Raw genomic sequence first — 24211 nt, 5'->3', positions numbered from 1 at the left:
GAACCGATCAACCGAATTAGCAATATTACGCTGCGCTTGAACCGGTGCGAACTTTGTCAATCGTCACTGCGATAATTATCACCAGACCTTTGACAACTAACTGCCAGAAGAAAGACACGTTCATGAGAGTTAGTCCATTGTTTAGCAGGGCAATAATTAAAGCCCCCAGCAAAGTACCCCAAATAGTGCCAATTCCACCTGTGAAACTCGTTCCTCCCAAAATTACAGCGGCGATCGCGTCTAATTCGTAGCCTTGCCCTAACATCCCCGTCGCACTGTAGAGGCGCGACGCGCTCATAATTCCACCTAAACCAGAAAGCAACCCACTTACGCCATAGACAAATAACAGCACCCGACTCACTTTAATACCTGTCAATCGTGCTGCCCGAATGTTGCCTCCCACGGCATAAATATGCCTCCCCAGAACAGTCCGCCGCAAGACAAACCAACTCGCTAAAACTGCGAGGAAAGCGATAATAACTAACCAGGGAATAGGGCCAACATAGCTGTTACCTACCCAAGCAAAATTCAAATTTCTATTGATAACTGTAGTGCCGTTAGCTACTAAATAAGCAACTCCCCGCAAAGCAGTGTAAGAACCAAGAGTTACGATGAACGGAGGCAAACCTAAATAGGCAATTAGCGAGCCGTTAAGCAATCCCAAAAAGACTCCCGCTATTAACGCCGCCGGTACGGCAAACCAACCGAGACCTGGAACTAAGGAAACCAGCACCCCGACAACTGCCGTCACACCCAAAATTGACCCAACAGAAAGGTCAATCCCGCCCGTCAAAATCACAAAAGTCATGCCGGTAGCAAGGACAATATTGATCGAGGCTTGCCGGATGACATTGATCAAATTTCCTACTGAAAGAAAGTTGGGCGTTACCAGGGAAAAAATGATACAGATGCCCACCAAAATCGGCAGGATACCGGCCACTTGGATGAAATTTTTCCAAGCTTGAGCTTTACTGGCTTTTTGGCGATCGCTTGATTGATTTCTGGTGCTTTTTACTTCTGTTTGACTCATGATTTTTTTACCTCTGTTGCCCCGGTGGCATAAGCCATAATGTTCTCTTGCGTAATTGCTTCCCCAGTCGATCCGCCTACTTCACCGACGAGGCTGCCTGCTCGCATCACTAAGACGCGATCGCTCATTCCCACAATTTCCGGCAGTTCGCTGGAAATCATTAAAATACCTACACCCTTGGCTGCCAAATCGCTAATAATTCGATAAATTTCGCTTTTTGCGCCAATGTCAACACCCCGCGTCGGTTCATCTAACAAAAGTACCTTTGGGTTGATAGCCAACCAACGCGCTAGCAGCAACTTCTGCTGATTCCCCCCAGAAAGATCCATTGCCCTGATGCTCGGACTTGCAAGGCGAATCTGCAAATTATTAATAGCATCATTGACAATTTTTAACAGAAAATTTGAGTTAATAATGCCAGCTTTTGCTTCTCGATCGAGGACATTCATGGTGATATTTTCACCCGAACTTGCCTCCAAAAATAGTCCGAGAGCCTTGCGATCTTCGGGCACGTAAGCAATTCCGGCGGCCATTGCTTCATTGGGTGTTGAGACATTAAGAGGATGATTTTCGAGTTTGATTTCACCGCTTGTCTTTCGATCTGCACCAAAAATCAGGCGGGCAAGTTCTGTTCTGCCGGCGCCAACTAAACCAGCTAAACCCAGAATTTCGCCCGCATGAAGTTGAAAAGTGGCCGGCTTTACTTTGCGGCCGTCGCTTAAATTTGTTACCTCAAGAACAACAGCACCCGGTGTTATTTGATGCTTGTTTTCGTACAAATCCTGTAAAGAACGACCCACCATCATTTCCACCAGGCGATTGGCAGAAATTTCGTGCTTTTCAAGAGAGCCAATATATCCGCCATCTCGGATGACGCTCACGCGATCGGCAAGGGCATAAATCTCTTCCATCCGGTGGCTGATATAAATAATAGCAATGCCCTCATTCCGCAAGCGGCGAACCACTTCAAAAAGCTTATCTGTTTCGCGGTCTGAAAGCGCGGCCGTCGGCTCGTCCATCACTAAAATGCGGCTTTTATCTTTTAGCGCTCTAGCTATTTCCACTTGCTGCTGTTCTGCAATTGAAAGTGTGGAAACCAGGTCTCCAGCATCAAAACTTGCATCGAGGTTTGTTAATACCTCAGCAGCCCTACGCCGCATTTCATCTTGGTCTAAAAATGTACCTCCTTTCTTCAGCTCGCTGCCCATAAAAATGTTTTCAGCAACTGTCAGATTGGGGGCGAGATTGAGTTCTTGATAAATAATCGCTATCCCTAAATTTCTGGCTTGACCGGGGTCTGTCATCTTAACAGCTTGACCGTCAATTTTGATTTCGCCTGCATCAGCTATGTAGGCTCCCGCCAGAATTTTCATCAGCGTACTTTTGCCCGCACCGTTTTCCCCCATGAGGGCGTGGACTTCGCCTGGGTAAACGGTAATATTTACATCATGCAAGGCTGTAAAACCATGAAAGGTCTTTGTAATACCTTGCATTTCGAGGACGGGCTGAGTTTTAATTGAATTTTGAGTGCTATTTACCATCGTAGATTTGGTGTAGGAGGATGTCACTTGCCATTGAGGCCAACTTTCCACGCTCTTTCCCGCAGTCCGGCAGGGGTTGAAACCCCTGCCTCAAAGCTAAAGTCCTCTGAAGAGGACTAATAGACATCTCCCATAATTCTTGTGGAACAGGCAAGATACCTGTTCTTGACAGGCTTTTTGGGAGAGATCTAATGAGTTTGAAAAGTCTTCTTCTGAGTCCTCTTCAGAGGACTTTAGCTATTAGCCAGGGACTTCAGTCCCTGGCGGACTGGCGGACTGACAGCTTAAGTTGACACTAATGGTCACTCGCTTGTCCAGCCTTTATGTTGATTGACGTTTTCGCGAGTAATCAGCGCGACTGGAATCAGAATGTTTGGATTGGCTGGCTTTTTTCCTTTCAGAATGTCGTTCCCGACTTCAACGGCTTTGGCTGCCATGCGAAATGGATCTTGAGCTGCTGTAGCCACAAATAAACTGTTGTTCTGCTTGAGTGCATCTAAAGCTTCAGGTGCACCATCAACTCCTACAATGAAGAACTCGCTCCTTTGTGCTTGTTTGGCTGCTAATTCTGCACCAATGGCACAGGGGTCATTAATTGCAAAAACAGCATCAATTTTTGGGAAGGAAGTAAGCAAATCGCTCATCACTCTTAACCCGCCATCGCGACTGCCTTCTGCGTTCTGATCTTTGGAAAGAACTTTGAGATCGGGATATTTGGAGAGCACACTCTGGCAACCCTGAACTCGCTCGACGACTGAAGCGACGGGAGGCCCGTTGATAATCACAACGCTGCCTTTTCCTTTCAAGCGATCGGCTATATATTGACAGCTTACTTCGCCAGCTTGCACGTTATTTGAAGTAACTGTGGCATCAACGCCTCCCTCGGCGGCGGTATCAACTGCAATTATCGGAATTCCGGCTTGCTTGGCTTTTTCGACAACCGGGGCAATGCCTTTGGTGTCAGCAGCATTGAGTACAATCATGCTGACATTAGAGGCAATAAAGTTTTCGATTTGATTGAATTGCTGATTTAAATCATCGCCACTGGAAACGAGAGTTGTCCTCACGTTTGCACCGCCGATTTTCTTGGCTGCGGCCTCAGCGCCCTTGCCAACTTGTACGAAGAATGGATTGCCGAGGTCACGGACTGCTACAGCAACTGATGAAAGTTCGGAGTTGCTTTTTTGCGTGCTGTTTTGAGCGTTCTGGGAAGCGGCGGTGCAACTTGCCAGAGTGCTGCTGAGTAGACTAAAAAGACTGAGTGCGATCGTTACTCGTTTCACCTCAAACTCCAATGAAGGCTCGTTTGGAGAGAGTCGCTCGTAAATATGACGTTGCCAACCTAACATTAGCTTTGGTCAGGTTTAAGCTCGAATACCTAATGTTTTAGGTGACAGGCTTTTCTTCGTACATGATTGTACAAAACCTTGTTTCTTTTCTTCTCGTAAAACTTTCTGGCTCGGCTCGTTAGACTGCTTTTGCAAACAGACAAGATACAAATATCCAGTCTCTGTGATCCCTGCAAAAAAAATCAACGACGCTTGATTTTTTAAAATGCTTTATGAGCATTAATTTTAGCAGTGTCTGAGAAAATTTTAGGAGAATATTTTCGACAAAATTTTTCAGAAATTGTTTTTAAAACCTGGCAGAGTCATATTGAATTTAACTCTCTATGTTTGCTGATGATAACAGTTCAATACTGGCTCGATATCTATCTTTGGATAGACAAAACTTTTAGCAAAAACTAAAGATGCGAGAGCCTCGATCGGCACCGATCTGCTGCTTCGCAGTCTGGTCGGATGCACCGCACCAACTCAATAAATCTTAAATTTTGGTTGGGGTAGGATATTGTAAAAAATCATTAAGTTTACAGTTAATAACGGTAGATAGTAGTAAACTGACAGCAACGCTTCGCGCTCACCCATGCAGCTAGTTAAAAAGCCATAGTAAAAAAGCAGATTGTCGCTCAAAACCAACGGTGAAAGTGGGCGAGTCTAATATTTGCCTGTAAAACCTGCAATTACAGTCATCATGACATGGTTTAAAAGCTCTGGATAATGGCGATCGCCCTTTTTGGCAAAATCACTATACTGAAATAATTGTCTACCCTGTCAATGGGTAAATCTGAGATGCGATCGACAAATTACGTGTTCTGTTTCCTAGAAATATTTGCCAGCGAAGGCGGCATTCAATCCTACGTTCAAGACATTCTCAAAGCTTACCTGTCCATAACCGCAGGGACAAACTCGCCGCCCCAAGCTGAAGTTTTGCTGTTGCGAGATTCCGAAGACTGCAACAATCCTTACGAGTCAAAAAATCTGAAATTTTATTACCTCAAAACCGAGAATCCCGGCTTGGGCCGTCTTAATTTTGCTACAGTATTACTAACTCGCTTGCTGCAAAAACGACCGCAGCGGGTTTTTTGCGGTCACATCAAACTCGCACCGCTAATTAAAATTCTGTGCCAACCCTTGGGAATTCCCTACACAATTTTAACTTACGGTAAGGAAGTGTGGGAACCGCTTGGGCCCAAATATCAAACAGCAATGAGTAAAGCTGACAGTATTTGGACTATTAGCAGGTACACACGCGATTCCCTACGGGATAGCTTCGCTTCACGCACTTGCTGCAATAATCAATTAAATCCAGAAAAATTCCACATAGTGCCTTGTACTGTAGATGAAAATATATTTACGACTGGGCCGAAGCCACAGGATTTATTAGAACAGTACAATCTGGTTGGTGCTAAAATATTGATGAGTGTAGCCAGATTGCGATCGACGGATATTTACAAAGGCGTCGATGTCACCATTCAAGCTTTGCCGCAAATAGCCAAAACTTTTCCGAATGTGAAATACTTAGTTATTGGACGCGGAGACGATCGACCTAGATTAGTCAAACTTGCGGAAGATTTGGGAATTGCCGAAAGAGTAATATTTGCGGGTTTTGTACCGACAGAAAATTTACCCGCACATTACCAGTTGGCTGATGCTTATGTAATGCCCTCCCAGGAAGGCTTCGGTATAGTTTATTTGGAAGCGCTGGCTTGCGGAGTACCCGTACTCGCGGGAGACGCAGACGGGTCGGCAGATCCGCTGCAAGATGGTAAACTGGGATGGCGAGTTCCTCACCGAGATTCAGCAGCAGTAGCGCTTGCTTGTGTGGAAATGCTGCGAGGAGAGGATAAAAGGTGCGATCGCCACTGGTTGAGGGAACAAACCCTGGCAAGATTTAGTTTTGAATCCCTTTGTCAATCCTTACAAGGAATTTTTCAACCCTCTCACTCTGATTAACTTATAACGTAGAGAGCGGTTTCTGGGTGTACAATGGGAAAATTAACTCGATCGACCGCCTGAATTTCTGAGTAGGATAGAGTTAGGCCTACCTGCAAAGACACCCAAGGAGACGACAGTGAACCAAGGCACCCCCAAAATTTCTTTAAAGCTACCCCGTATTAGCAATTGGTTGATACTGCTGGGCATCGCGTGTTTGTTGGTGTCTATTGGTTTGGGTTGGGTAGTTAAATCATTGTTAATTGTAGTAGCTTTTTTGCTGCTGACACCTGTAGTCGCATTTTTCGCGCTTCAGTGGTGGCTGAAACGCAATTTAATTACGGACAATTGTCCAGTTTGTCAGTACGAATTTCCAGCTTTAAATCAAACTCAGTTTCAGTGTGCCAACTGCGGCGAACCTCTGAAAATAGAGGAAGGTCATTTTAGTCGCTTGACACCGCCCGGTACGATCGATGTTACCGCAGTTGAAGTATCATCGGTTCAACAGTTGGAAGAATAGTTAGTTGTTATTGGTTATTGGTTATTTGTTACTTGTTACTTGTCAGTAGTTTTTGGTTGTTAGTTGTTAAGTTCTTAGTTGTTGGCTCTAATAACCAATAACCAATAACCAATAACTAACAACCAATTCCCAAAATTACTTTTCCAAGCGCACTGCATACCACTGCAAAAATTTTCCAGCCCCGACATCTAATTCACAATAAGTATCAATCAAATACTTGGCTTGAGCTTCCACGCCCGATATTTTATCAACGTCTTGCGGCAAATCTTCGTGTTCCTCGGTTAACACGGCTTTCAGCTTTTCTAACAGTTCCGCCGCTGTCAAAAACTGCTCTGACTGGTTTGTTTCTAAGACCACAAAGGTGTCTTCGTCATACAGTGACATAGTTTCAAAGGTTTAGGTTAATTATTTCTAAAGTTTCGTACACTTAAGCGATCGAAAGTATAAACTCTTAATTACAATTTTTCAGCCCCGGCTCGATCGTGTTACAATTGAACAACATCAGAATTCCTACCGGATTACCGTTATTAACTTACTTGTTAACTGACTTGTTAACCGAGTTGTCAACATATCCGACAAAGCATTTCTGAAGAAATTTGTCAAGTGCAAATTTGTCAAGTGTCAAATTGTCAAGAAATATTCGATCGGCTGTATCTAATTATAACTGGCACTATACATTCCCATGATCACATCTTCCACTTCAACCCCTGCCGCGCGCAAGCCCTCTAAATCAGAAGGTCTCAAAGAACGCAGCAACTATTTACGAGAACCCGTTGCGACTGAATTGTTACAAGAAACTACCCACTTCACCGAAGACGGGATTCAGATTCTCAAATTTCACGGCTCGTACCAGCAAGACAACCGCGACAATCGAGTTAAAGGACAAGAAAAAGACTATCAGTTCATGCTCCGCACCCGCAATCCCGGCGGGTTCACTCCGCCGCAATTATACTTAGCCTTAGACAAGCTATCTGAAGAATACGGCAACCACACGATCCGCGTTACAACGCGCCAAGGTTTCCAACTGCACGGGGTGTTGAAAAAAAATCTTAAAGCAGTGTTTTCCTCAATTATTAAAAATATGGGGTCAACCTTGGGAGCTTGCGGCGACTTGAACCGCAACGTCATGGCACCGCCTGCACCGTACAAAAATCGTCCAGAATACAAGTATGCCCTGGAATACGCCAACAATGTCGCCGATTTGCTGACGCCGCAAACCGGTGCTTATTACGAAATTTGGCTGGACGGCGAAAAAGCTGTTTCGGCCGAGGAAGACCCCGCAGTGAAGGCGGCGAGACAGAAAAACGGCAACGGCACAATCTTTAGTGACGACAAAGAAGAACCGATTTACGGCAGCCATTATATGCCGCGCAAGTTCAAGTGTTCCGTTACCGTGCCGGGAGACAATTCAATTGACTTGTACTCTCAGGATTTGAGCTTGGTGGTAATTACCAATGAAGCTGGCGAGTTGCAAGGTTTTGACGTGTTTGCTGGCGGCGGTTTGGGCCGTACTCACAATAAAGAAGAGACTTTTGCGCGGGTTGCTGATGAGATTTGCTATGTTGCCAAGGATGATGTTTACGATTTGGTCAAGGCAATTGTAGCAACCCAAAGAGATTTTGGCGATCGCACAGACAGACGGCACGCGCGGCTGAAGTACCTGATCAACGACAAAGGTGTACAGTGGTTCCGCGAAAAAGTAGCCGAATATTTTGGCAAGCCCCTAGAAGCCTTTAAACCGCTGCCTGAGTGGAAGTATTTTGATTTCTTGGGCTGGCACGAACAAGGAGACGGTAAACTGTTTGTCGGCATTTCCGTGGATAATGGCCGGATCAAGGATGAAGGGTCGTTTCAGCTAAAAACGGCTTTGCGGGAAATTGTGCAGAAGTACAACTTGCCGATACTGGCGACGCCGCACCAAAACGTGCTGATTTACGATGTTTCGCCGGATATCAAACAGGAAATTCAGGGAATACTCGATCGATGCGGCATTCAGCGGGAAACTGCGATCGACCCCTTAGTGCGCTATGGGATGGCTTGTCCGGCAATGCCGACTTGCGGGCTGGCGATTACCGAGTCGGAGCGCGTGATTCCGAGCATTTTAGAGCGAATTCGGGCACTTTTGACCAAAGTTGGCTTGGCAGACGAGCATTTTGTGGTGCGGATGACTGGTTGCCCAAATGGATGCGCCCGTCCTTATATGGCAGAATTGGGGTTTGTCGGGAGTTCCCCGGAATCCTACCAGATTTGGCTGGGCGGTTCTCCCGACCAAACGCGGCTGGCAAAACCAATTGAGGAAAAGCTGCACGTCAAGGATTTTGAAGCTTTTCTGGAGCCGATTTTTGTTTATTTCAAACAAAAACGGCAACTGAACGAGAGTTTTGGCAATTTTTGCGATCGCGTCGGGTTAGAATCTATCCGTCAATTTGTAACCAACTACCAATCTGCTGACTCGATGACAACTGAGATTAATGAATTAGAAGTTACGTCTAGTAACGACGATGCAAATGAGACTGCCCCTGCTAGCGGTGGCAAAGTCCGCCGTCGAATTAGCGTCCGCGATGAAATCTACAACGAGCTCAAGGAAGAAGCAGCCCGTCAGGGCAAGCCAATCACGCAGCTAGCTACAGAAGCGATTTCCACTTATTTAAAGAAGATTAAGGAGGAAGGATAAGCCGGTTTTCGATTTGTGATTTTCGATTGTATTCAATAGACTTCTGGCAAAAGTAATATAAAGGCAGAGCATTTGCAGAAAAAAACTTGAATTTGTAAAATAATTCCGGTTGTAGATGCTTTGCCTTTATTGTTTTTTAAACTGTTGAAACCCCGCCTGCCTATCTCCTCTCATTCTCTCTTCCTCTGCGTTCTCTGCGTTCTCTGCGGTTAAATAAAAAAAATCTCTAATAGAAAACGAACAATCCCAAATTAAATGCCTCAACTACAAAGATTAGCAATTACTGCCCCTCAAATTTGCGATCGCAAAATCGACCTAACTAGAGAACAGCAACATTATTTAAATCGAGTGCTACGTTTGCAAGCAGGCGATCGATTTATTGCGATGGACGGACGGGGACATTGGTGGTTAGCAGTCCTAGAAGTAGGGGAAACCGGGTTATTTGCCTCGATAGCAGAGGAGATTGCTGTGAACAGGGAGCTACCCGTGGAAGTAACTTTGATGGCGGCCTTGCCCAAGGGAAACGGCTTTGACGAGGTTGTGAGACAGGCGACGGAGTTGGGTGTGGCAAGTATTGTCCCGGTAACGAGCGATCGAACTTTGCTCAAACCAAGTGATCAAAAAGTTGAGCGTTGGAGAAGAATTGCTGCGGAGGCGGCGGAACAGTCGGAACGTCAAATTGTGCCGACGATTTTAGAGCCTGTTTCGTTTGATGTTGCTGTGAAAGATTGCGGTCAAAAATATCGATTTATTTGTGTTGCTCGCGGGGACAATCGGCATTTGTGGGATTGTTTGATTGGTTTTGAACCCCCCCAGCCCCCCTTGTTAAGGGGGGAGCAAGATGGAGCGACTGGTTTCGATCTCCCCCAGCCCCCCTTAATAAGGGGGGAGGAAGAACGGGAAGAATTATCGATTGTGATTGCTGTTGGGCCGGAGGGTGGATGGACTGAGGGCGAGGTGCAAAGAGCGATCGAATTTGGCTTTGAGCCGGTTTCTTTGGGGAGTAGAATTTTAAGAGCGGTGACAGCACCGATTGTGGCTTTATCGTTGGTGGGCGCGGCGTTTGAGAAGTGCTAATTTCAACAAAAAAGTGCGGATACTTGCTGGGTTTGGCGATCGCACCTAAAATCTAAATAGGTAATTATCAGAGGAGTAAAATGTTACATTCCGTAGAGGGTATATATCGAAATGGCAAAATTGAGTTATTGGAAACACCTGCCGACATGGAAGAAGCGCAAGTTATTGTTACTTTTATACCAAAATCAGGGTTAGTAAACTTGCGATCTCACGGTATTGACCAAGAGCAAGCAGCAGATTTACGGGTTCGGTTGAGTAGATTTGCTCCTGACTGGGAACTACCGGAGATGGATGCTTACGATGCCTTATAATCATCGCCTTCAGTAAATATAAAAAAATCTTTAAATAAATTAAATTTACTTTGTTTTGTGTTAATAAAAATTATCATATAGGTGGAGTTGACGGGTAATGAAAATAGAGTTGAGAAAAGGTCGATCGCTCTTTTGGTCGATTCCCTACGGGATAGCTTCGCTTCACGCATTTTTGGCAATAATCAGTACAACATCAGTTTTTGCACAATCTGGGCGCTCTGTCATTGCTCAACAGATTAATTGCGATCGCCCGCAAGGAGATGTGCAAGTCAGAGCTTGTATTCGGTTGAACTATGAAGCCTCTGATCGACAACTTAACGAGGTTTACAAACAACTGATTTCCCAATTGAGCGGCGAAGAGCGATCGCTACTTTCCGAAGCACAATTAGGGTGGATTCAGTTAAGAGATAAAACCTGTGAATTTGAAGTTTATAAAAGTCGTGGCGGTACGGGTTATGGAGGTTTCCTCAATGAATGTTTGGATCGCATGACTAAACAGCGCACTGCGGAACTAGAACAGTATTTAAAACAGAGATAAAATAGGAAGTACAGCGTACAAAACCTGACAAGAATAAAGAGAAACAAGTATTTATGAAAAGCCGATCGCCCTTCACCCTCACCCTCACCATCATCTCAGCAATTTTAACCACCATCGTCCCAGCAGGTTTCGCCCAGCGACAGCCATCAGCCAACGAAATCTACATCGATAAAAATTGCCAGCGCAATCAGCAACTACCGCAATTTGAAAGATTCACTATTTTTAGCAGAAACGAATTTACAACTAACGGTCAAAACTATTGGTTATACGCCGCCCGCTATCTAGACGGAGCCGTGCTTTTCTGTACCTCAAAACCAAACTTCAACCAACCTAAACCTCTCACAGCAAAACAAATACAATCCCAATTTATTGACAAAATAGTCCGAGATATCAACAACAAAACAGCTTTTATCATCGTAGTCAGAGAAGGAAATGGCTTGGATGTACCCATGACCAATTACGGCTTAGAATTGAGCAATGTCGATCGCCCAAAACTCACCTCACTTTCCATCCTACAGCAGCGGGGAACCCTCAAAGACGGCGACCCCAGCGAACACACCTTTCAAGGACGGACAGGTCAATCTATTACGATCGACCTCAAAAGCAGAGCATTTGACCACAACATAGCACTGTTGGACACCAGCGGCAAAAATATTGCCCAAACAACAGGCAACTCCCAGAATCGCCGAGAGTCTCAACTCACCGTAAAATTGCCTAGTAACGGCACTTATAAAATAGTTGTTAAAGGAGGCGATCGTACAAGCAAAGGTACTTACACATTAAGCGTTAATTCCAATCAGCTTTAACTCAATTTAAACTAAGTGCTAAGCAAACTCAAAAACAGGTGTTTCAATCACCCTAATAGGCTTTCTATCTTCCCAAATCATCTTCTGCAAATGTTCCACAGTTTCAGGTGAAAAAAATCGCTCTCCCGTTTCCAAACACACTCTAGCAGGAACATTTTCAATAATAAACTTACCATTGATTTCAAGCGTATAAGTTACTTTTTGTTCCACCATTGTTTCTTGCAATTTGACACGTGTTTTTTTAATGATTGTCATAGTTTCATATCATATCGATAAGTTAACACAAGAGCCAAAATTGTTAACCACTGGCGGAACCAACCAAACATCAGCCAAGATAGAAACAACGCCATTCCCGCAACCGCCATGACAGACATCAACCAAATAGCAGCCGCCCTAGATGGCAAAGAATACAAACAAGCTGCCCAACTCATCAAACAACTACAAAAAGAATCCCCCGAAAATCCGTGGGTACAATACTATATCGCCCGCTACTACGAACTCACCAACAACCTCGAAAAAGCCCAAACAACCTATAAACAAATACTCCGCGACATCACCAACCCCAAAATCGTCTCCCAGACCCGCCAAGCTATTCAACGGGTTGAAACCGCACAACAAAACCTTCGCCAACAAGCCATAGAAACCGCCAAAAACGACCCCAGCAACCTCGAACCCGGACTCCTCATCCTCGAACCCGTGAGTCCCGAAAACAAACCCGCAGCCATTCAAAATATCAGCAGAATCTTTAAAATCGACGCCTACACAACCCGGATGCAAATCCAAAGCCGCGGCTGGAGACTCTACAAAACTGGCCCCATTGCCGAACTCCGAATTTATGGTCAAGAACTCCTCAACGCCGGCATTCCCGTATTTTGGGCAACCCTAAGCGATATTCAAAAAATCCAAATCTTCCGAGTGCAACACTTCCAGTCTCTTTCTTCCCCAGCCGTTGTTTGCAAAGATAAACTCTCACGACTCGGTGCGATCGAATTTAGCTGGTCAGAAGTTACCCAAAGAGTAGAAGGCTTGTTGCCGATGTTCATCGAAGTCATGGACTACTCCCCCAACCGAAGAAAGGAGCAATTTCGCCACAGAGAAATCAGGCAAGATTACGCTCAAATCTGTGACTTGCACATTCCCAGCAGAAACTGCATTCTGCGAATTTGCGACCAAAGTTACGAATTTCAACAAGGAGTTGACTTCACCAAAGCTTCAGCCGAACTCCCCACTTCACCGAACCATAAAAACAAAACATCGAGAGTCAAAAACTCTCAACAAATTCCTCAAAGTACCACCCGAATTAACTGGAATCACTTACTAGAAATATTCGATCGCCAGCTTGACGTTACAGTTTGGTCAGAATTTACGCCCTTTGCCGAGACAGTGCTCGATTACACTAATATGTTGAGCAAGATCGAATCTCATATAGAAGTCGATCGCAAATCCGAAACTCCTTGGGACTCAGCTTTTCAGCTATACAGCGGATTAGCCTTCCTCAGAAACCAAGAAAATAGGGAATAGAACAAATAGTTAAAATTAAAAATGAGGAATCCCATTTTTAATTTGTTAACGTCAGCATTGGGAATTATCCAATGCCCAATTCCCTATTATCAATTCCCAATTTCCTACTTCGTTTTCACCTGACGGGCCATTTCTCGGAAATTGTTCATGCTGGGGCCAGGGCCACGACGAGTTGCATTTGATGTCGGCATTAAATTATTAGGAGCAAAAGTCCGATTCGGTTCAGCTTGACTCGGCACTTTGCCGTTAGTTGCTGCAACTGCAGGTACTTTTGCGGGTTCCGGAGTATTAGCAGGAACGCTAGCAACTGGTTCCTTGTCTTTCTTAGACTTTTTCTCCACCTTAGCCTTCTTAGCCGGTTCTGAGTTCTCAGACTTAACAGGATCAACTTTTGCCGGTGCGATCGCAACAGGCTCAGCCTTCGCAGGCGCAACTTTTGCTGGTTCCTTGGCTCCCGATTCGCCCAAATCTAGGAAATATTCAGACTTTTTCAAGCCCAACAGTCTGCCGAAAAAGCCGAAAATACCGCCGAAGAAATTTTTGATAAAACCAAACATTAGACTTACTCCTTTTGTTCTTTTAGAGAAATTTGTACAAGCTTGTCAACAAAGTTAGATTACGAGCTAGGGCAACCTTTGTCTACATTTATTCATCAAAATTTACATTTGGCTATATCTAAGCTAGCTCATCAAAGCAAATTTTAGGTATAAATACTCGCACTGCTTTGCACTTATTTACAAGTATCTCAGAATTTGTTAGCGATTCCCACTAATTGTCGATCGTACCTCGATCCGATTCGCTAGCTGTCCTAGTAGGGGTCAAACTCTCTAGGGGAGTAATCTATGCTGTAATCAGCAAGCAATTTTCTTTTCAAATGAACAGTTCGCTCGATCGCAATCCCGTCATCCTGATACACGGCATCTGGGACACAAAGATTATTTTCAGCAAAATGTCCGCCCGCCTCACCCAACTCGGATGGTCAGTCCACAGTCTCAACCTCACCCCCAACGACGGCAGCCTCAGCCTCGACTTACTGGCCAAGCAACTCGCAGACTACATCTCTGAAACCTTCGATCCAGAACAATCTTTAGACATAGTAGGCTATAGCATGGGCGGCATCGTCAGTCGCTACTACGTCCAGCGACTCGGAGGAATCAACCGCGTACAGCGTTTCATCACCCTATCTTCCCCCCACCACGGCACCCTCACCGCTTATTCCCTACGCCTACCAGGATACCTGGATATGCGCCCCGATAGCGGCTTGCTGCGCGATTTAAATCAAGATGTGACAATGCTCAAACGCATAAACTTTACATCAATGTGGACGCCATTTGACATAATGATTGTACCGGCGAACAGCTCCCAAATGCCAGTAGGTAAAGAAATTAAAGTCAACGTTTTGCTGCACCGCCAAATGGTGACAGAACCCCTAAGTATTAACGCAATAGTTGAAGAACTAAAAGCACCTATTGAAAATAAAATTCCCACTTAAAAATGAATAGCAATTTCAGCCGCAACCCAGTCTTGCTAATTCACGGAATCTTCCGAAAATCGGGAATTTTTTACAAAATGTCTGCCTACCTGACCCAACTGGGATGGTCAGTCTACACCCTCAATCTCTCGCCCCATTGGGGCAACGCCAGCATAGAAGAATTAGCCCAACAAATAGCAGATTATATAGACAAAACCTTTGCGCCAGAACAGCATTTAGATATAGTAGGATTGAGCATGGGCGGCTTAGTAACTCGCTATTACCTGCAAAGGTTAGGCGGCATTAACCGAGTGCAGCGCTTTATTGCCATATCTTCTCCTCACAGCGGTACTTGGATGGCTTACACTCTCTGGGGAAAAGGCTGCGTTCAAATGCGTCCTGGCAGTGCTTTTCTCCAAGATTTAAATCGAGATGCTGCCTTGTTGGAAAACCTCAATTTTACTTCGATTTGGACAGATTGGGATTTCATCATTGTACCCGCTTCTAGTTCCCAAATATCTGCTGCCAAAGAAGTAAAATTGTCTGTTTTCGCCCATGCCATGATGGCGCGGCATTCCAGCAGTTTAAAAGCGGTCGCTGAAGCACTTTCAGAACCATTGAAAGTTCATGATTAACCGTTAGATTCATTCTGGTATAATGTCAAATTTTGTAGGGGCGAGTTTCACCTACAATAATTGCCTAAAACCAACAATCTTGTAAACCCGCCCCCGCGAACACGGCAAATCGCTACCAACCTAGATATCAAACAGCGTCGCCGACTTCAGCGTATTCGCTGCGACCAAAAATTGCTTCAGCTTCACAATAATACTTGAACTCCAATATATTGTGGAAAGGGTCTTCTAAGAAGAAAGTACGGTGTTCTGTAGGCAAACCGACAAATCGCCGTCTCGGTTCTTGATAGAAATTTAACTTGTTTTGCTGGGCTTTTTCTAGCAACGCTTCCCAGTCAGCTTCGGAAGTAAAAATTAACCCAAAATGCCGGGGATAGATGCCTCGCTGAGGCGTCAAAGGTTCGCGGCTGACGTGGGCGACAATTTGATGGCCACACAAACCCATAATCGCAGAATTTGGCGATTCGCGACCTAGTTCGCAGCCGAGCCCGTCTACGTAGAACGCTTTTGTTTGGGCAATATTGGTCACGGGGAAGGCAAGATGAAATAAGACTTGACTCATGGAGCTACTAAATGCAGAATTCAGAATTGTTCTTTAATTATTTATCTTGGTCTAATCCTTGGTTGGTGGCGATCGCCCTAAATACAGTTTTACTCGCGATCGCCACCATTGCTCCTAAAAAATTGCTCACTCCCGCTGGCCAATTTCACGGCTGGGTATTGGGTGTCCTGATCTGGGGCTGTTTGGGATGGCAAGGCTATGCTGTGGTGATGTTTTACTTTCTTGTCGGATCGGGAGTTACCCGCATCGGCAAAGCCCAAAAAGAAGCAGAAGGCATAGCAGAAAAGCGTTCAGGCGCCAGAGGCCCAGAAAATGTCTGGGGTTCGGCTTTAACCGCTACTCTTTGCGCTTTGGGAGTTTTGGCATTATCTATTTTAGGAGATACAGGAAAGATGGCTGTTTTAGGAGAGACAGGCAAGATGCCTGTGTCACAAAATGCTATTTCCCTGTTATTGCTGGGTTACGCCGCGAGTTTTTGCACCAAACTTTCCGATACCAGCGCCAGCGAAATCGGCAAAGCTTACGGGAAGCGGACTTTTTTGATTACCAGTTTGCAGCCTGTACCTAGGGGTACCGAAGGGGCCGTAAGTTTGGAAGGAACGATCGCAGGTATTGTCGGCTCAATTTTGATTGCGCTTTTAAGTTGGGCCGTCGGTTTAATAGACTTGACAGGAATTGTTTTTTGTGTTATTGCAGCTTTTATTGCCACGAACATCGAGAGTGTGATTGGGGCGACGGTGCAATCAAAGTTTGAATGGCTGACAAACGAGGTGGTAAATTTTTTTAATACACTCATAGGAGCGATCGCAGCGATTATTTTAGCTGCGACCTGGAGAGCTTTTTTAGCTTAGTTAATCCTGGACGCATTCGCGACCCAATAAACCTGGTTTTTTACGAAAATTCAAACGATTAACGCAGTATTTTTGCAAAAAAAGCCGGTGGCGCCGTCCAGGGCTATTAGCTATTAATCATTAGTCATTAGTCTCAAGCAATCAACTCATGACTAATGATTAATAGTTAATCAAACTAAGCGTCGTCTTGCGGTCCAAAAACCATTTGTAAAATCATCGTCGGTTCGCCCCGCTTGTGATAGCGATCGGCCCAATTGCGAATAATTTCATCTAATTCCTCAAGGGCTTGGTCGAGCCGTTCCGGCGGAATATCCAAAGTCTCCATAATTCGCATCACATTCGGTTGTTTTTCCGCCCAATCCTTCATCAGCCGGAAATATCTAGCCGTATCCTCAACCATAGTAAATGTCCGCTCTTCCTGCTCTGCGGGAGAGTAAGTAGCGCGGGTGAGGGCATAAAACGGCATTCCCCAAGGAGAATCAATACGAGTCACAGTCCCAGAATAGATCAAGCGTCGCTTAATGTGTTCTGCTAGAGCTTCGCTCAAAGGCATTCGCCTTTCTGGAGACATATCTTCTTGCGATCGCCTGTGCAGAAACTCGATCAACTCCATAAACTGAAAAGAATTGATCAGTTGAGCGTCAGGCGGATTAGGAGGAATTTTGCCTTCGAGATATTTTTTTTCATCTACAGTCAAATTGTTTCCCGGAATGCGAGGGCGTCCCGGCATCCAACCATACTGTTCCAGCCAGACATAAGGAAACTGAATCAAATATCTAGGTTCTTGAGAACCCAACATTTTCAGCAATTTTCCCTGAGTCAGAGCTTCCCGGACTTCTTCAACAATCACCTTCACCCGTTTAGGCTCAATGTGATGCAAGTGTCCGGTCATCCGCAGGTTGTTGTCCTGCTCCATATAAGTCATATAAATGGCACACTTAGCCGCCGTTGCGGCCGCGTCTAGAAACGCCCCGTGCCTGTGCCCACTGGTTCTCATGGCGCTAAACGCCAGATATAGCATGATCTGATCCATTGCACTAGGGCTGAGGCTTTTGACCAGATCTAAAGAGTCATTTTTCATCACTATCCCCGAAATAGCCAAATTAGGAGGCATTTTGTCATCCTCCATTAAATTATTGCGAGAGCGCCGAATCAAGCATAGCCGACTGTCGCCGGAAAGCTTGCCAGCTACCCTAATATTCAGGTTAGTTAATTTCCCTGAGGTAACAGGGGCATGGGCTTAAAGGCTATCCACACCGCATAAGTGGTTCTTATTGGTGGCCAATTTAAGTAGATTGCTGCACCCTCTGCGCTGACAGTTTACCTATATATAAGTTAGTTATCGCAAGTTAATTATAGTGCAGCGGTTGAAAATTAAACCCTACCTGTGGGGGGGAGAAGGTAAATAACTGTTGCGATCCCAGGAATTTGAGGCGACTCCGAACCCCTAATTCTTGAAGAGTCATGGATGTCGAAACCTGGTTTTATCAACTAAAATAAGGCTGTTGCATAATTGCGGGAAGATTTTGATGGTTTTGTGGGATGGGATCTCGTAGCCCGTCCGCTGTATTTTCACTGCAGGCGGGACATCCCACAAAAATCCTCGTCAAATTGTGCAACGCCAAAATAAGGCGTGGAAAGCGAGGGATATTGGTTGAAAAACCCAGATGATCAGAGGCCTGTGGTTAGTTCCTGTTTAATAGAAGCGTTTTCAATACAAAACCGCCACAGACTAGAATCTATCTCTAGGTAGATGGCGGTTCCCCGTTTATATGCTAACATTTATCACACAAAAAAGAATATCCTCAGAACTGTCCACAAAAAGTGCAGTTGTCGCTTAACCTAAAAAACTAGAATCTCCGAAAATCCGATCGAGTGATCCAATGAACGCCCCGAAGCAACTCAGTTGTGGTCATCACTTGCGTCCGATGCCCTTAGAAATCTTGTAGCGGATGAGTGTAAACAGTAGGCTCAGTAAAATTTCTGCGGATGCGCTTTCTCTCAGGACCACGCTCGCCCCTTTGTTGAGTTTGCGCTGACAACATATATTGGGCGGTGCCAGTTTCGAGGATGGGGAGTGGAGATTCAAAAGCTTGAGCGGCGCTGGCACTCAAGGTAATGCCCAACAGGCTCAGTAAAGCAATTGCAGTGTAGGTTTTCATGGGTAGTATTCGTCTCAGTATCTATTTAGAGATACGACATTTACCCTGGCTGATCAGGATGAATTTCCCTGAAATTATCAAACTATAGAATCAGGAATCAGGAATCAGGAATCAGAAGGAAGAAGAAGAAGAAAAAGGAAAAAGGAAGAAGGAATCAGGCTTTAGTTAAGCTATCGCGCATTTAAATTGTCTCCTAAAATCCTTGTATAAAAAGCGGAAAATTATCTTTCCCTCTCCCTTTTTCACCCTCTTCCCCTCCGAAGCAACAGACACTTTAGATGCGTAGCATTTGATATATAGCAATCCTAAATGATTATACTCGTTACCAGGCTCTTCCTGGTAACGCATATCCGGAGGCTCTGCCTCCCTAGTCTGGGCCGAGGCAGAGCCTCGCTTACATCGGTTCCCAGGCAGAGCTTGGGAACCAGTTAACCAGTTAGGGACATCCAAGAAATAAACTCTTCCAGTCCCCGGAGAGGGTAAACTGAATTAAGTAAGGCTAACGCACAAAAAAACTCAACGTGCTAGAACTAACTGAAACCCTCAAAGCTTGTCTGTGGCAAACAGCGAAAACGCTCAAAGGTACACAGCGACGAAGATTTATGGCCCAGATAGTCCAAGAATTAGGCACAGGAGGTCAACGCCAAGCTCAAACAGAACTGGGGTGGTGTCGAGATACCATCAGAAAAGGACAACGAGAGCTAGAAACAGGGCTAAGTTGTATCGATGCCTTCAAGGCCAGGGGCCGAAAACCAGTGGAAAGCAAGTTGCCTCAGCTAAGTGAAGACATCAAAGCCATCGTGGATAGTCAAAGTCAGACCGACCCCAGCTTCAAAAGCACTCGTTTGTATACACGAGTGAGTACCGCCAAAGTCAGGCAACAACTGGTAGAACAAAAGCACTACCAGGAAGCGGAACTACCCAGCAACGAAACCATCCGTCAGCGGTTGAATCAGTTGGGATATCGCCCGGCCAAGGTAGCGAAGACTCAGCCTCAAAAAAAATTCCCGAAACCGATGCTATATTTGAGCAGTTGAGTCAAGTTAATCAGCAAGCTGATAATGACCCGACAACTCTCCGACTCTCACTTGATGCCAAAGCCACGGTGAAAATTGGTCCCTTCTCCAGAGGAGGTAAGAACCGGGTGCCAACTTTTGCCTGTGATCACGACTTCGCCCCAAAAGCCAAGTTGACTCCCTATGGAATTTTTTTGCCCCAATTAGATGAGTTGTTTTTATATTTCACCACATCAAAGGTGACTAGCGACTTCATCGTTGATATTTTGGAATCGTGGTGGGAGAGTAACCGTCACCGTTTTACTCATATCCGCACCTTACTACTCAATCAAGACAACGGACCTGAAAACCATTCCCGACGAACTCAATTGATGAAACGTCTTGTGGAGTTTGTCAGTAAGCACCAGTTGAATCTGCGTTTAGCCTACTACCCGCCCTACCACAGTAAATACAATCCTGTAGAGCGGACTTGGGGAGTGTTGGAAAACCACTGGAACGGTAATATCCTTGATGATATTACCACCGTGCTGCATTTGGCTGAAACGATGACTTGGAAGGGTAAACATCCGATAGTCAAACTCGTGACCTTGACTTATCAAACTGGGGTTAAGCTCACAACTCTGGAAATGGCTGAAGTTGAAACTCAGATTCAGCGTCTGTCCCAACCTGTTGGGGATAGCCTCCCCAATCTCGGTAAGTGGTTTATAGATATTGTTTACAGTACTGCTTGATTTTGGACGAGTTTTTTATTTGGTAGTCCCTTAGTCCCACAAAATGAGCGCGGACATTACCCGATCGCACAAATAGGAGTGGAATTAGGCATTTGGCAAGGGGTTTATCAGGGCGTAGAGCTGCCTTGGCTGCGCTGGTGGGATGCTTCCGGGAATTTGCTGCCGGCGGCCGAGGAACGGGCAGAACAAGCCGAATTAGTGGCAGAATGAGAACGACAGAGGCGCCTAGAAGCTGAGTTGCGAATTCAAGCTTTGGAAGTGCGTTTGCGAGAGTTAGAAGGCGAGTAATTCGATTTTAGATTTTAGATTTTAGATTTTAGATTGGGGATGACTGATGATTATCGGGATGGGGTTCTTCATAAGTTATTCCCAATTATTCAATCCTTCCATCAAAAATCTAAATTCGCATAAGTCGCAGATTCCGGTAGAGACACGGCAATTCAGTGTCCCTAGGAATATCATGTGCTGTAAAAACGCGATCGCCTAGCAGCCTCCTCAGAAACGATATAAACATTCATCGGTTATTATCAAAAATTTGCGTATATTAACTTAAGTATTGCATCACTTTTTGTGTAAGTCCTATGGCACTAATTGTTCAGAAATATGGCGGAACCTCGGTTGGTACAGTCGATCGCATTTTGGAAGTAGCCCGACGAGTAGTAAAAACAGCACAGCTTGGCAACTCTCTGGTTGTCGTACTTTCGGCGATGGGCAAAACCACCGACGGTTTAGTTAAACTCGCGAAGGAAATTTCCCCAAATCCCAACAAGCGGGAAATGGATATGTTGCTTTCCACTGGGGAACAAGTCTCGATCGCACTTTTGAGCATGGCATTGCAGGAAATGGGACAGCCCGCAATTTCCCTCACCGGCGCCCAAGTTGGCATTGTCACCGAAGCCGCCCACACCCGCGCCCGGATTTTGCGAATCGACCCAAATCGGCTTGAGAGTCAGTTAAAAAGCGGTAAAGTTGTTGTGGTGGCGGGTTTCCAAGGCATCGCCGATGCCGGAGAATTGGAAATTACCACCTTGGGCCGTGGCGGTTCCGACACGACAGCAGTTGCCCTCGCAGCAGCGCTGCGGGCCGACAGATGCGAAATTTATACCGACGTGCCCGGAATTCTGACTACAGATCCGCGCTTGGTTGCCGACGCGCAATTGATGGACGAAATCACTTGCGACGAAATGCTGGAATTGGCGAGTTTGGGCGCAAAAGTCCTCCACCCGCGCGCGGTAGAAATTGCCAAGAATTACGGCGTGCCCCTGGTAGTGCTTTCTAGCTGGAGTGACGCCCCCGGTACGCGGGTAGTGTCCCCACCCCCGCAACCCCGGCCTTTGGAGGGCTTGGAGCTCGCAAAAGCCGTCGATGCGGTGGAATTTGACTTAGATCAGGCAGGGGTATCGCTGCTGCGTTTGCCCGATCGCCCCGGAGTAGCAGCGCGGTTGTTTGGTGCGATCGCGCAGCAAAACCTCGATGTTGATTTAATTATCCAGTCAATTCATGAAGGCAATACTAACGATATTGCCTTCACAGTGACGAGAAATTCGCTGAATCAAGCTGTCGCGGTTGCAGATGCGATCGTACCCGCCCTCGGCAAGAATTCTCGCCCAGAATTGGGAGAACCGGAAGTGAAAGCAGAAGAGCGACCAATAGCTAAAGTTAGCATTGCGGGTGCGGGAATGATCGGTCGTCCGAGGGTAGCGGCGCAGATGTTTAAGACTTTAGCGGATGCGGGAATTAACATTCAAATGATTTCCACTTCCGAGGTAAAAGTTAGTTGTGCGATCGATGCCGAAGATTGCGATCGGGCTGTTGCCGAACTCTGCAAAACATTTGATGTTGCCAACTCCCCTATTGGGCTGCGTTCATCATCCCAAAAACCGCCCGCAGTCCGCGCCGTTGCGTTGGATCTGAATCAAGCGCGTCTAGCAATTCGCCAATTGCCCGATCGACCCGGAGTAGCAGCAAAACTGTTCGGACTTTTAGCCGAGGAAAATATCAGCGTAGATACAATTATTCAGTCGCAGCGCTGCCACAATATCGACGGCATATTAACTCGCGACATTGCATTTACCGTAGCACAAATTGACGCCGAAGCTGCTAAAAACGCCCTCGAAAAAGCCGCCCCCGAATTTGGATGGGGCGAAGTAGCAGTCGATACACAAATAGCCAAAGTTAGCGTTGTCGGTTCCGGGATGGTAGCGCATCCGGGAGTAGCGGCAAGGATGTTTGAAGCGCTTTCCCGCCAGCAAATCAACATTCAAATGATTGCCACTTCCGAGATTAAAATTAGCTGCGTTGTGGATGAAGGACAAGGTGTAACTGCTTTGAAGGCAATTCACGCAGCCTTTGAACTTGCCGGCACCGAAAAAATCCAAGTTCCAGCCTAATACTTGTTTGCAGTCGGGAATTAAGATTGCGTCCGATCGGTGCTTGTATGGCGGTTTTCGGTAGGGACACGGCACTGCCGTGTCCTTGCAAATATATTCGGATTTGGACACCGCACTGCTGTGTCCTTGCAAATATCGATCGACAGTCAACAATGGGAGTTTTGAGTGCAAATTTCACAGCATGAGGCTGTGTTAAAATAAAAGTGGCGATCGGCTAAAAGGAATTGAATCTTATGACTGTAGCGAAAGAACAGATTACTGATAGCGGTAGCAACTACAGCCGCTCAGGACTGAGTATCACTCTCAAACGTCTGGGAGAACTTTATGAAGGCGAAGATGATGAGGATGAATACGGCCTTTTAAAACCCAGCGACTTTGCTTTTAAAACAGCACTTAATTTGGTTGTAGAAGCACATTCTATGATGGGAAGCAGTTTTCCAAAAGCATCAGCTTGTACAGATCATCAAGGCGGTGTTAGCCTGACTTGGACAAGTGTAAATCCAGCTTGTAAAGTTCGCTTGTTTTGTCCGTTTATTGACGATGACGAGCAACCTGTTCGCATTTATCATCGCAAAAATGATGAACACGGTTCAGAGAAGGTAATTTCAGCAACAACATTAGTCGAGCGGCTAAAGTGGTTTAATCAAGCATGAACGAACAAAAATTTAGTAATCAGGCAGAGTTTGAACCACTACCTAATAGCGCTATTGTCTACCGGGCTTTACTTCGCAAACCGTGGATAAATGAGGATACTGGACTGGTTGAATCTGAAGCTTACTATTTGCGAAAAAATAAAAATGAACAGGGTATTTCTGTAAATATTGCTAGTGTTTGTTCTCCTGAAGAATGTGCTGCAAGATTCAGAAATTGTTATGGAGTTGCTCGCCTTGAGGTAGGTGGCATTCGCGAGTTAGGTTTAGATGTAATTCCTGACTCTATATCTCACGCTCAGATAGCAGGTCTACCTTATGCTGAAGATGACCCTGAGATGGCTGATTTGCTGGCTGATTTGTTAGCACAGCAATCTCAAATAGACATCTCCAAAATAGTAACATTATGTGGTAAAAGAACATAAGAGACCTTTTTTTACACAGAAAGATGAGCGA

25 protein-coding genes are annotated in these 24211 nt (G+C 45.5%); 16 read left to right on the top strand and 9 right to left on the bottom strand.

Annotated elements, in window-relative coordinates; translation table 11 throughout:
• Positions 1–25: 25 nt before the first annotated feature.
• The 3 genes from QUA83_RS01445 to QUA83_RS01435 all read right to left on the bottom strand — a co-directional run bounded on the left by QUA83_RS01445 (position 26) and on the right by QUA83_RS01435 (position 3920).
• On the bottom strand, positions 26–1030 hold the full coding sequence (locus QUA83_RS01445) for an ABC transporter permease subunit (RefSeq protein ID WP_333148314.1): 1005 nt from the start codon (positions 1028–1030) through the stop codon (positions 26–28).
• On the bottom strand, positions 1027–2622 hold the full coding sequence (locus tag QUA83_RS01440; protein WP_333290993.1) for a sugar ABC transporter ATP-binding protein: 1596 nt from the start codon (positions 2620–2622) through the stop codon (positions 1027–1029). Before QUA83_RS01440 ends, QUA83_RS01445 begins: the two co-directional genes overlap by 4 nt.
• A 251-nt stretch (positions 2623–2873) precedes the next feature.
• Positions 2874–3920, bottom strand: coding sequence for an ABC transporter substrate-binding protein (locus tag QUA83_RS01435; protein ID WP_333290992.1), 1047 nt, complete (start codon positions 3918–3920; stop codon positions 2874–2876).
• Positions 3921–4700: 780 nt separating this feature from the next.
• Between QUA83_RS01435 and QUA83_RS01430 the strand changes: the two genes are divergently transcribed.
• Both QUA83_RS01430 and QUA83_RS01425 read left to right on the top strand, forming a co-directional pair.
• On the top strand, positions 4701–5864 hold the full coding sequence (locus QUA83_RS01430) for a glycosyltransferase family 4 protein (RefSeq protein ID WP_333290991.1): 1164 nt from the start codon (positions 4701–4703) through the stop codon (positions 5862–5864).
• A 118-nt stretch (positions 5865–5982) separates the two neighbouring features.
• On the top strand, positions 5983–6363 hold the full coding sequence (locus QUA83_RS01425; protein WP_333290990.1) for a hypothetical protein: 381 nt from the start codon (positions 5983–5985) through the stop codon (positions 6361–6363).
• 135 nt (positions 6364–6498) lie between these two features.
• Here the strand turns inward: QUA83_RS01425 and QUA83_RS01420 are convergent, their stop codons facing one another.
• Positions 6499–6747: a chlororespiratory reduction protein 7 gene (locus tag QUA83_RS01420; RefSeq protein WP_333034902.1), complete on the bottom strand. Its 249-nt coding sequence runs from the start codon at positions 6745–6747 to the stop codon at positions 6499–6501.
• Between the two features lie 298 nt (positions 6748–7045).
• On the opposite strand from QUA83_RS01420, the gene sir reads away from it, so the two are divergent.
• The 5 genes from sir (at position 7046) to QUA83_RS01395 (ending at position 11769) form a co-directional block, all read left to right on the top strand.
• Positions 7046–9037 (top strand): sulfite reductase, ferredoxin dependent, encoded by a 1992-nt coding sequence (gene sir, locus QUA83_RS01415; RefSeq protein ID WP_333290989.1) that lies wholly within the window; start codon positions 7046–7048, stop codon positions 9035–9037.
• Positions 9038–9292: 255 nt separating this feature from the next.
• Complete coding sequence (locus QUA83_RS01410; RefSeq protein WP_333290988.1) at positions 9293–10114, top strand: RsmE family RNA methyltransferase; 822 nt, start codon at positions 9293–9295, stop codon at positions 10112–10114.
• Positions 10115–10194: 80 nt separating this feature from the next.
• Complete coding sequence (locus tag QUA83_RS01405; protein ID WP_333290987.1) at positions 10195–10425, top strand: hypothetical protein; 231 nt, start codon at positions 10195–10197, stop codon at positions 10423–10425.
• A gap of 97 nt (positions 10426–10522) precedes the next feature.
• The gene (locus QUA83_RS01400) at positions 10523–10963 is read left to right on the top strand and encodes a lysozyme inhibitor LprI family protein (protein WP_333290986.1); all 441 of its coding nucleotides are present in this window, start codon (positions 10523–10525) and stop codon (positions 10961–10963) included.
• A 53-nt stretch (positions 10964–11016) separates the two neighbouring features.
• Entirely contained in the window at positions 11017–11769 is a 753-nt protein-coding gene (locus QUA83_RS01395; protein ID WP_333290985.1) for a PPC domain-containing protein, read from the top strand.
• A gap of 18 nt (positions 11770–11787) precedes the next feature.
• Here the strand turns inward: QUA83_RS01395 and QUA83_RS01390 are convergent, their stop codons facing one another.
• Entirely contained in the window at positions 11788–12024 is a 237-nt protein-coding gene (locus tag QUA83_RS01390) for a YgiT-type zinc finger protein (RefSeq protein WP_333290984.1), read from the bottom strand.
• Between the two features lie 108 nt (positions 12025–12132).
• Between QUA83_RS01390 and QUA83_RS01385 the strand changes: the two genes are divergently transcribed.
• Complete coding sequence (locus QUA83_RS01385) at positions 12133–13290, top strand: tetratricopeptide repeat protein (RefSeq protein ID WP_333290983.1); 1158 nt, start codon at positions 12133–12135, stop codon at positions 13288–13290.
• 104 nt (positions 13291–13394) lie between these two features.
• Here the strand turns inward: QUA83_RS01385 and QUA83_RS01380 are convergent, their stop codons facing one another.
• The gene (locus QUA83_RS01380) at positions 13395–13847 is read right to left on the bottom strand and encodes a hypothetical protein (RefSeq protein WP_333290982.1); all 453 of its coding nucleotides are present in this window, start codon (positions 13845–13847) and stop codon (positions 13395–13397) included.
• 317 nt (positions 13848–14164) lie between these two features.
• Between QUA83_RS01380 and QUA83_RS01375 the strand changes: the two genes are divergently transcribed.
• Positions 14165–14782 carry a triacylglycerol lipase gene (locus QUA83_RS01375; protein WP_333290981.1) on the top strand — a complete coding sequence of 206 codons (618 nt, stop codon included), beginning with the start codon at positions 14165–14167 and terminating at the stop codon, positions 14780–14782.
• A 2-nt stretch (positions 14783–14784) separates the two neighbouring features.
• Positions 14785–15396 carry an alpha/beta fold hydrolase gene (locus QUA83_RS01370; RefSeq protein WP_333290980.1) on the top strand — a complete coding sequence of 204 codons (612 nt, stop codon included), beginning with the start codon at positions 14785–14787 and terminating at the stop codon, positions 15394–15396.
• 127 nt (positions 15397–15523) lie between these two features.
• Here QUA83_RS01370 and QUA83_RS01365 read toward each other — a convergent pair whose 3' ends face one another.
• On the bottom strand, positions 15524–15955 hold the full coding sequence (locus QUA83_RS01365; protein WP_333290979.1) for a VOC family protein: 432 nt from the start codon (positions 15953–15955) through the stop codon (positions 15524–15526).
• Positions 15956–15966: 11 nt separating this feature from the next.
• On the opposite strand from QUA83_RS01365, the gene QUA83_RS01360 reads away from it, so the two are divergent.
• Complete coding sequence (locus tag QUA83_RS01360) at positions 15967–16806, top strand: TIGR00297 family protein (RefSeq protein WP_333290978.1); 840 nt, start codon at positions 15967–15969, stop codon at positions 16804–16806.
• Positions 16807–16981: 175 nt separating this feature from the next.
• Here QUA83_RS01360 and hetR read toward each other — a convergent pair whose 3' ends face one another.
• A complete protein-coding gene (gene hetR, locus QUA83_RS01355; protein ID WP_333077431.1) occupies positions 16982–17887 on the bottom strand; it encodes a heterocyst differentiation master regulator HetR in 906 nt (301 codons plus the stop codon).
• Positions 17888–18740: 853 nt separating this feature from the next.
• Complete coding sequence (locus QUA83_RS01350) at positions 18741–18968, bottom strand: hypothetical protein (RefSeq protein WP_333290977.1); 228 nt, start codon at positions 18966–18968, stop codon at positions 18741–18743.
• Between the two features lie 521 nt (positions 18969–19489).
• Between QUA83_RS01350 and QUA83_RS01345 the strand changes: the two genes are divergently transcribed.
• The 5 genes from QUA83_RS01345 (at position 19490) to QUA83_RS01325 (ending at position 24180) form a co-directional block, all read left to right on the top strand.
• A protein-coding gene (locus QUA83_RS01345; RefSeq protein ID WP_333290976.1) for an ISAzo13 family transposase occupies positions 19490–20715 on the top strand; the annotation gives its coding sequence in 2 pieces (ribosomal slippage) (positions 19490–19973 and positions 19973–20715; 1227 coding nt in all).
• Positions 20716–20793: 78 nt separating this feature from the next.
• Positions 20794–20925 carry a hypothetical protein gene (locus QUA83_RS01340; protein ID WP_333290975.1) on the top strand — a complete coding sequence of 44 codons (132 nt, stop codon included), beginning with the start codon at positions 20794–20796 and terminating at the stop codon, positions 20923–20925.
• Between the two features lie 371 nt (positions 20926–21296).
• On the top strand, positions 21297–23105 hold the full coding sequence (locus QUA83_RS01335; RefSeq protein WP_333290974.1) for an aspartate kinase: 1809 nt from the start codon (positions 21297–21299) through the stop codon (positions 23103–23105).
• 233 nt (positions 23106–23338) lie between these two features.
• The gene (locus QUA83_RS01330; protein WP_333290973.1) at positions 23339–23758 is read left to right on the top strand and encodes a hypothetical protein; all 420 of its coding nucleotides are present in this window, start codon (positions 23339–23341) and stop codon (positions 23756–23758) included.
• Complete coding sequence (locus QUA83_RS01325) at positions 23755–24180, top strand: hypothetical protein (protein ID WP_333290972.1); 426 nt, start codon at positions 23755–23757, stop codon at positions 24178–24180. The genes QUA83_RS01330 and QUA83_RS01325 overlap by 4 nt, the downstream gene beginning before the upstream one ends.
• Positions 24181–24211: the final 31 nt, after the last annotated feature.

The organism is Microcoleus sp. K1-B1 (assembly GCF_036704705.1).
Taxonomy (GTDB): Bacteria; Cyanobacteriota; Cyanobacteriia; order Cyanobacteriales; family Microcoleaceae; genus Microcoleus.
Note: the sequence above shows the minus strand (reverse complement) of the source record. Positions and strands in the feature narration are given on the sequence as shown.

What these genes read in the sequence shown, in the direction of transcription:
- QUA83_RS01390 (WP_333290984.1), bottom strand. Translation starts at nt 12,024, where the DNA reads ATGACAATCATTAAAAAAACACGTGTCAAATTGCAAGAAACAATGGTG.
- QUA83_RS01405 (WP_333290987.1), top strand. Translation starts at nt 10,195, where the DNA reads ATGTTACATTCCGTAGAGGGTATATATCGAAATGGCAAAATTGAGTTA.
- QUA83_RS01375 (WP_333290981.1), top strand. Translation starts at nt 14,165, where the DNA reads ATGAACAGTTCGCTCGATCGCAATCCCGTCATCCTGATACACGGCATC.
- QUA83_RS01420 (WP_333034902.1), bottom strand. Translation starts at nt 6,747, where the DNA reads ATGTCACTGTATGACGAAGACACCTTTGTGGTCTTAGAAACAAACCAG.
- QUA83_RS01400 (WP_333290986.1), top strand. Translation starts at nt 10,523, where the DNA reads ATGAAAATAGAGTTGAGAAAAGGTCGATCGCTCTTTTGGTCGATTCCC.
- QUA83_RS01325 (WP_333290972.1), top strand. Translation starts at nt 23,755, where the DNA reads ATGAACGAACAAAAATTTAGTAATCAGGCAGAGTTTGAACCACTACCT.
- sir (WP_333290989.1), top strand. Translation starts at nt 7,046, where the DNA reads ATGATCACATCTTCCACTTCAACCCCTGCCGCGCGCAAGCCCTCTAAA.
- QUA83_RS01430 (WP_333290991.1), top strand. Translation starts at nt 4,701, where the DNA reads ATGCGATCGACAAATTACGTGTTCTGTTTCCTAGAAATATTTGCCAGC.
- QUA83_RS01335 (WP_333290974.1), top strand. Translation starts at nt 21,297, where the DNA reads ATGGCACTAATTGTTCAGAAATATGGCGGAACCTCGGTTGGTACAGTC.
- QUA83_RS01350 (WP_333290977.1), bottom strand. Translation starts at nt 18,968, where the DNA reads ATGAAAACCTACACTGCAATTGCTTTACTGAGCCTGTTGGGCATTACC.
- QUA83_RS01380 (WP_333290982.1), bottom strand. Translation starts at nt 13,847, where the DNA reads ATGTTTGGTTTTATCAAAAATTTCTTCGGCGGTATTTTCGGCTTTTTC.
- QUA83_RS01370 (WP_333290980.1), top strand. Translation starts at nt 14,785, where the DNA reads ATGAATAGCAATTTCAGCCGCAACCCAGTCTTGCTAATTCACGGAATC.
- QUA83_RS01395 (WP_333290985.1), top strand. Translation starts at nt 11,017, where the DNA reads ATGAAAAGCCGATCGCCCTTCACCCTCACCCTCACCATCATCTCAGCA.
- QUA83_RS01360 (WP_333290978.1), top strand. Translation starts at nt 15,967, where the DNA reads ATGCAGAATTCAGAATTGTTCTTTAATTATTTATCTTGGTCTAATCCT.
- QUA83_RS01330 (WP_333290973.1), top strand. Translation starts at nt 23,339, where the DNA reads ATGACTGTAGCGAAAGAACAGATTACTGATAGCGGTAGCAACTACAGC.
- hetR (WP_333077431.1), bottom strand. Translation starts at nt 17,887, where the DNA reads ATGAAAAATGACTCTTTAGATCTGGTCAAAAGCCTCAGCCCTAGTGCA.
- QUA83_RS01435 (WP_333290992.1), bottom strand. Translation starts at nt 3,920, where the DNA reads ATGTTAGGTTGGCAACGTCATATTTACGAGCGACTCTCTCCAAACGAG.
- QUA83_RS01410 (WP_333290988.1), top strand. Translation starts at nt 9,293, where the DNA reads ATGCCTCAACTACAAAGATTAGCAATTACTGCCCCTCAAATTTGCGAT.
- QUA83_RS01445 (WP_333148314.1), bottom strand. Translation starts at nt 1,030, where the DNA reads ATGAGTCAAACAGAAGTAAAAAGCACCAGAAATCAATCAAGCGATCGC.
- QUA83_RS01365 (WP_333290979.1), bottom strand. Translation starts at nt 15,955, where the DNA reads ATGAGTCAAGTCTTATTTCATCTTGCCTTCCCCGTGACCAATATTGCC.
- QUA83_RS01385 (WP_333290983.1), top strand. Translation starts at nt 12,133, where the DNA reads ATGACAGACATCAACCAAATAGCAGCCGCCCTAGATGGCAAAGAATAC.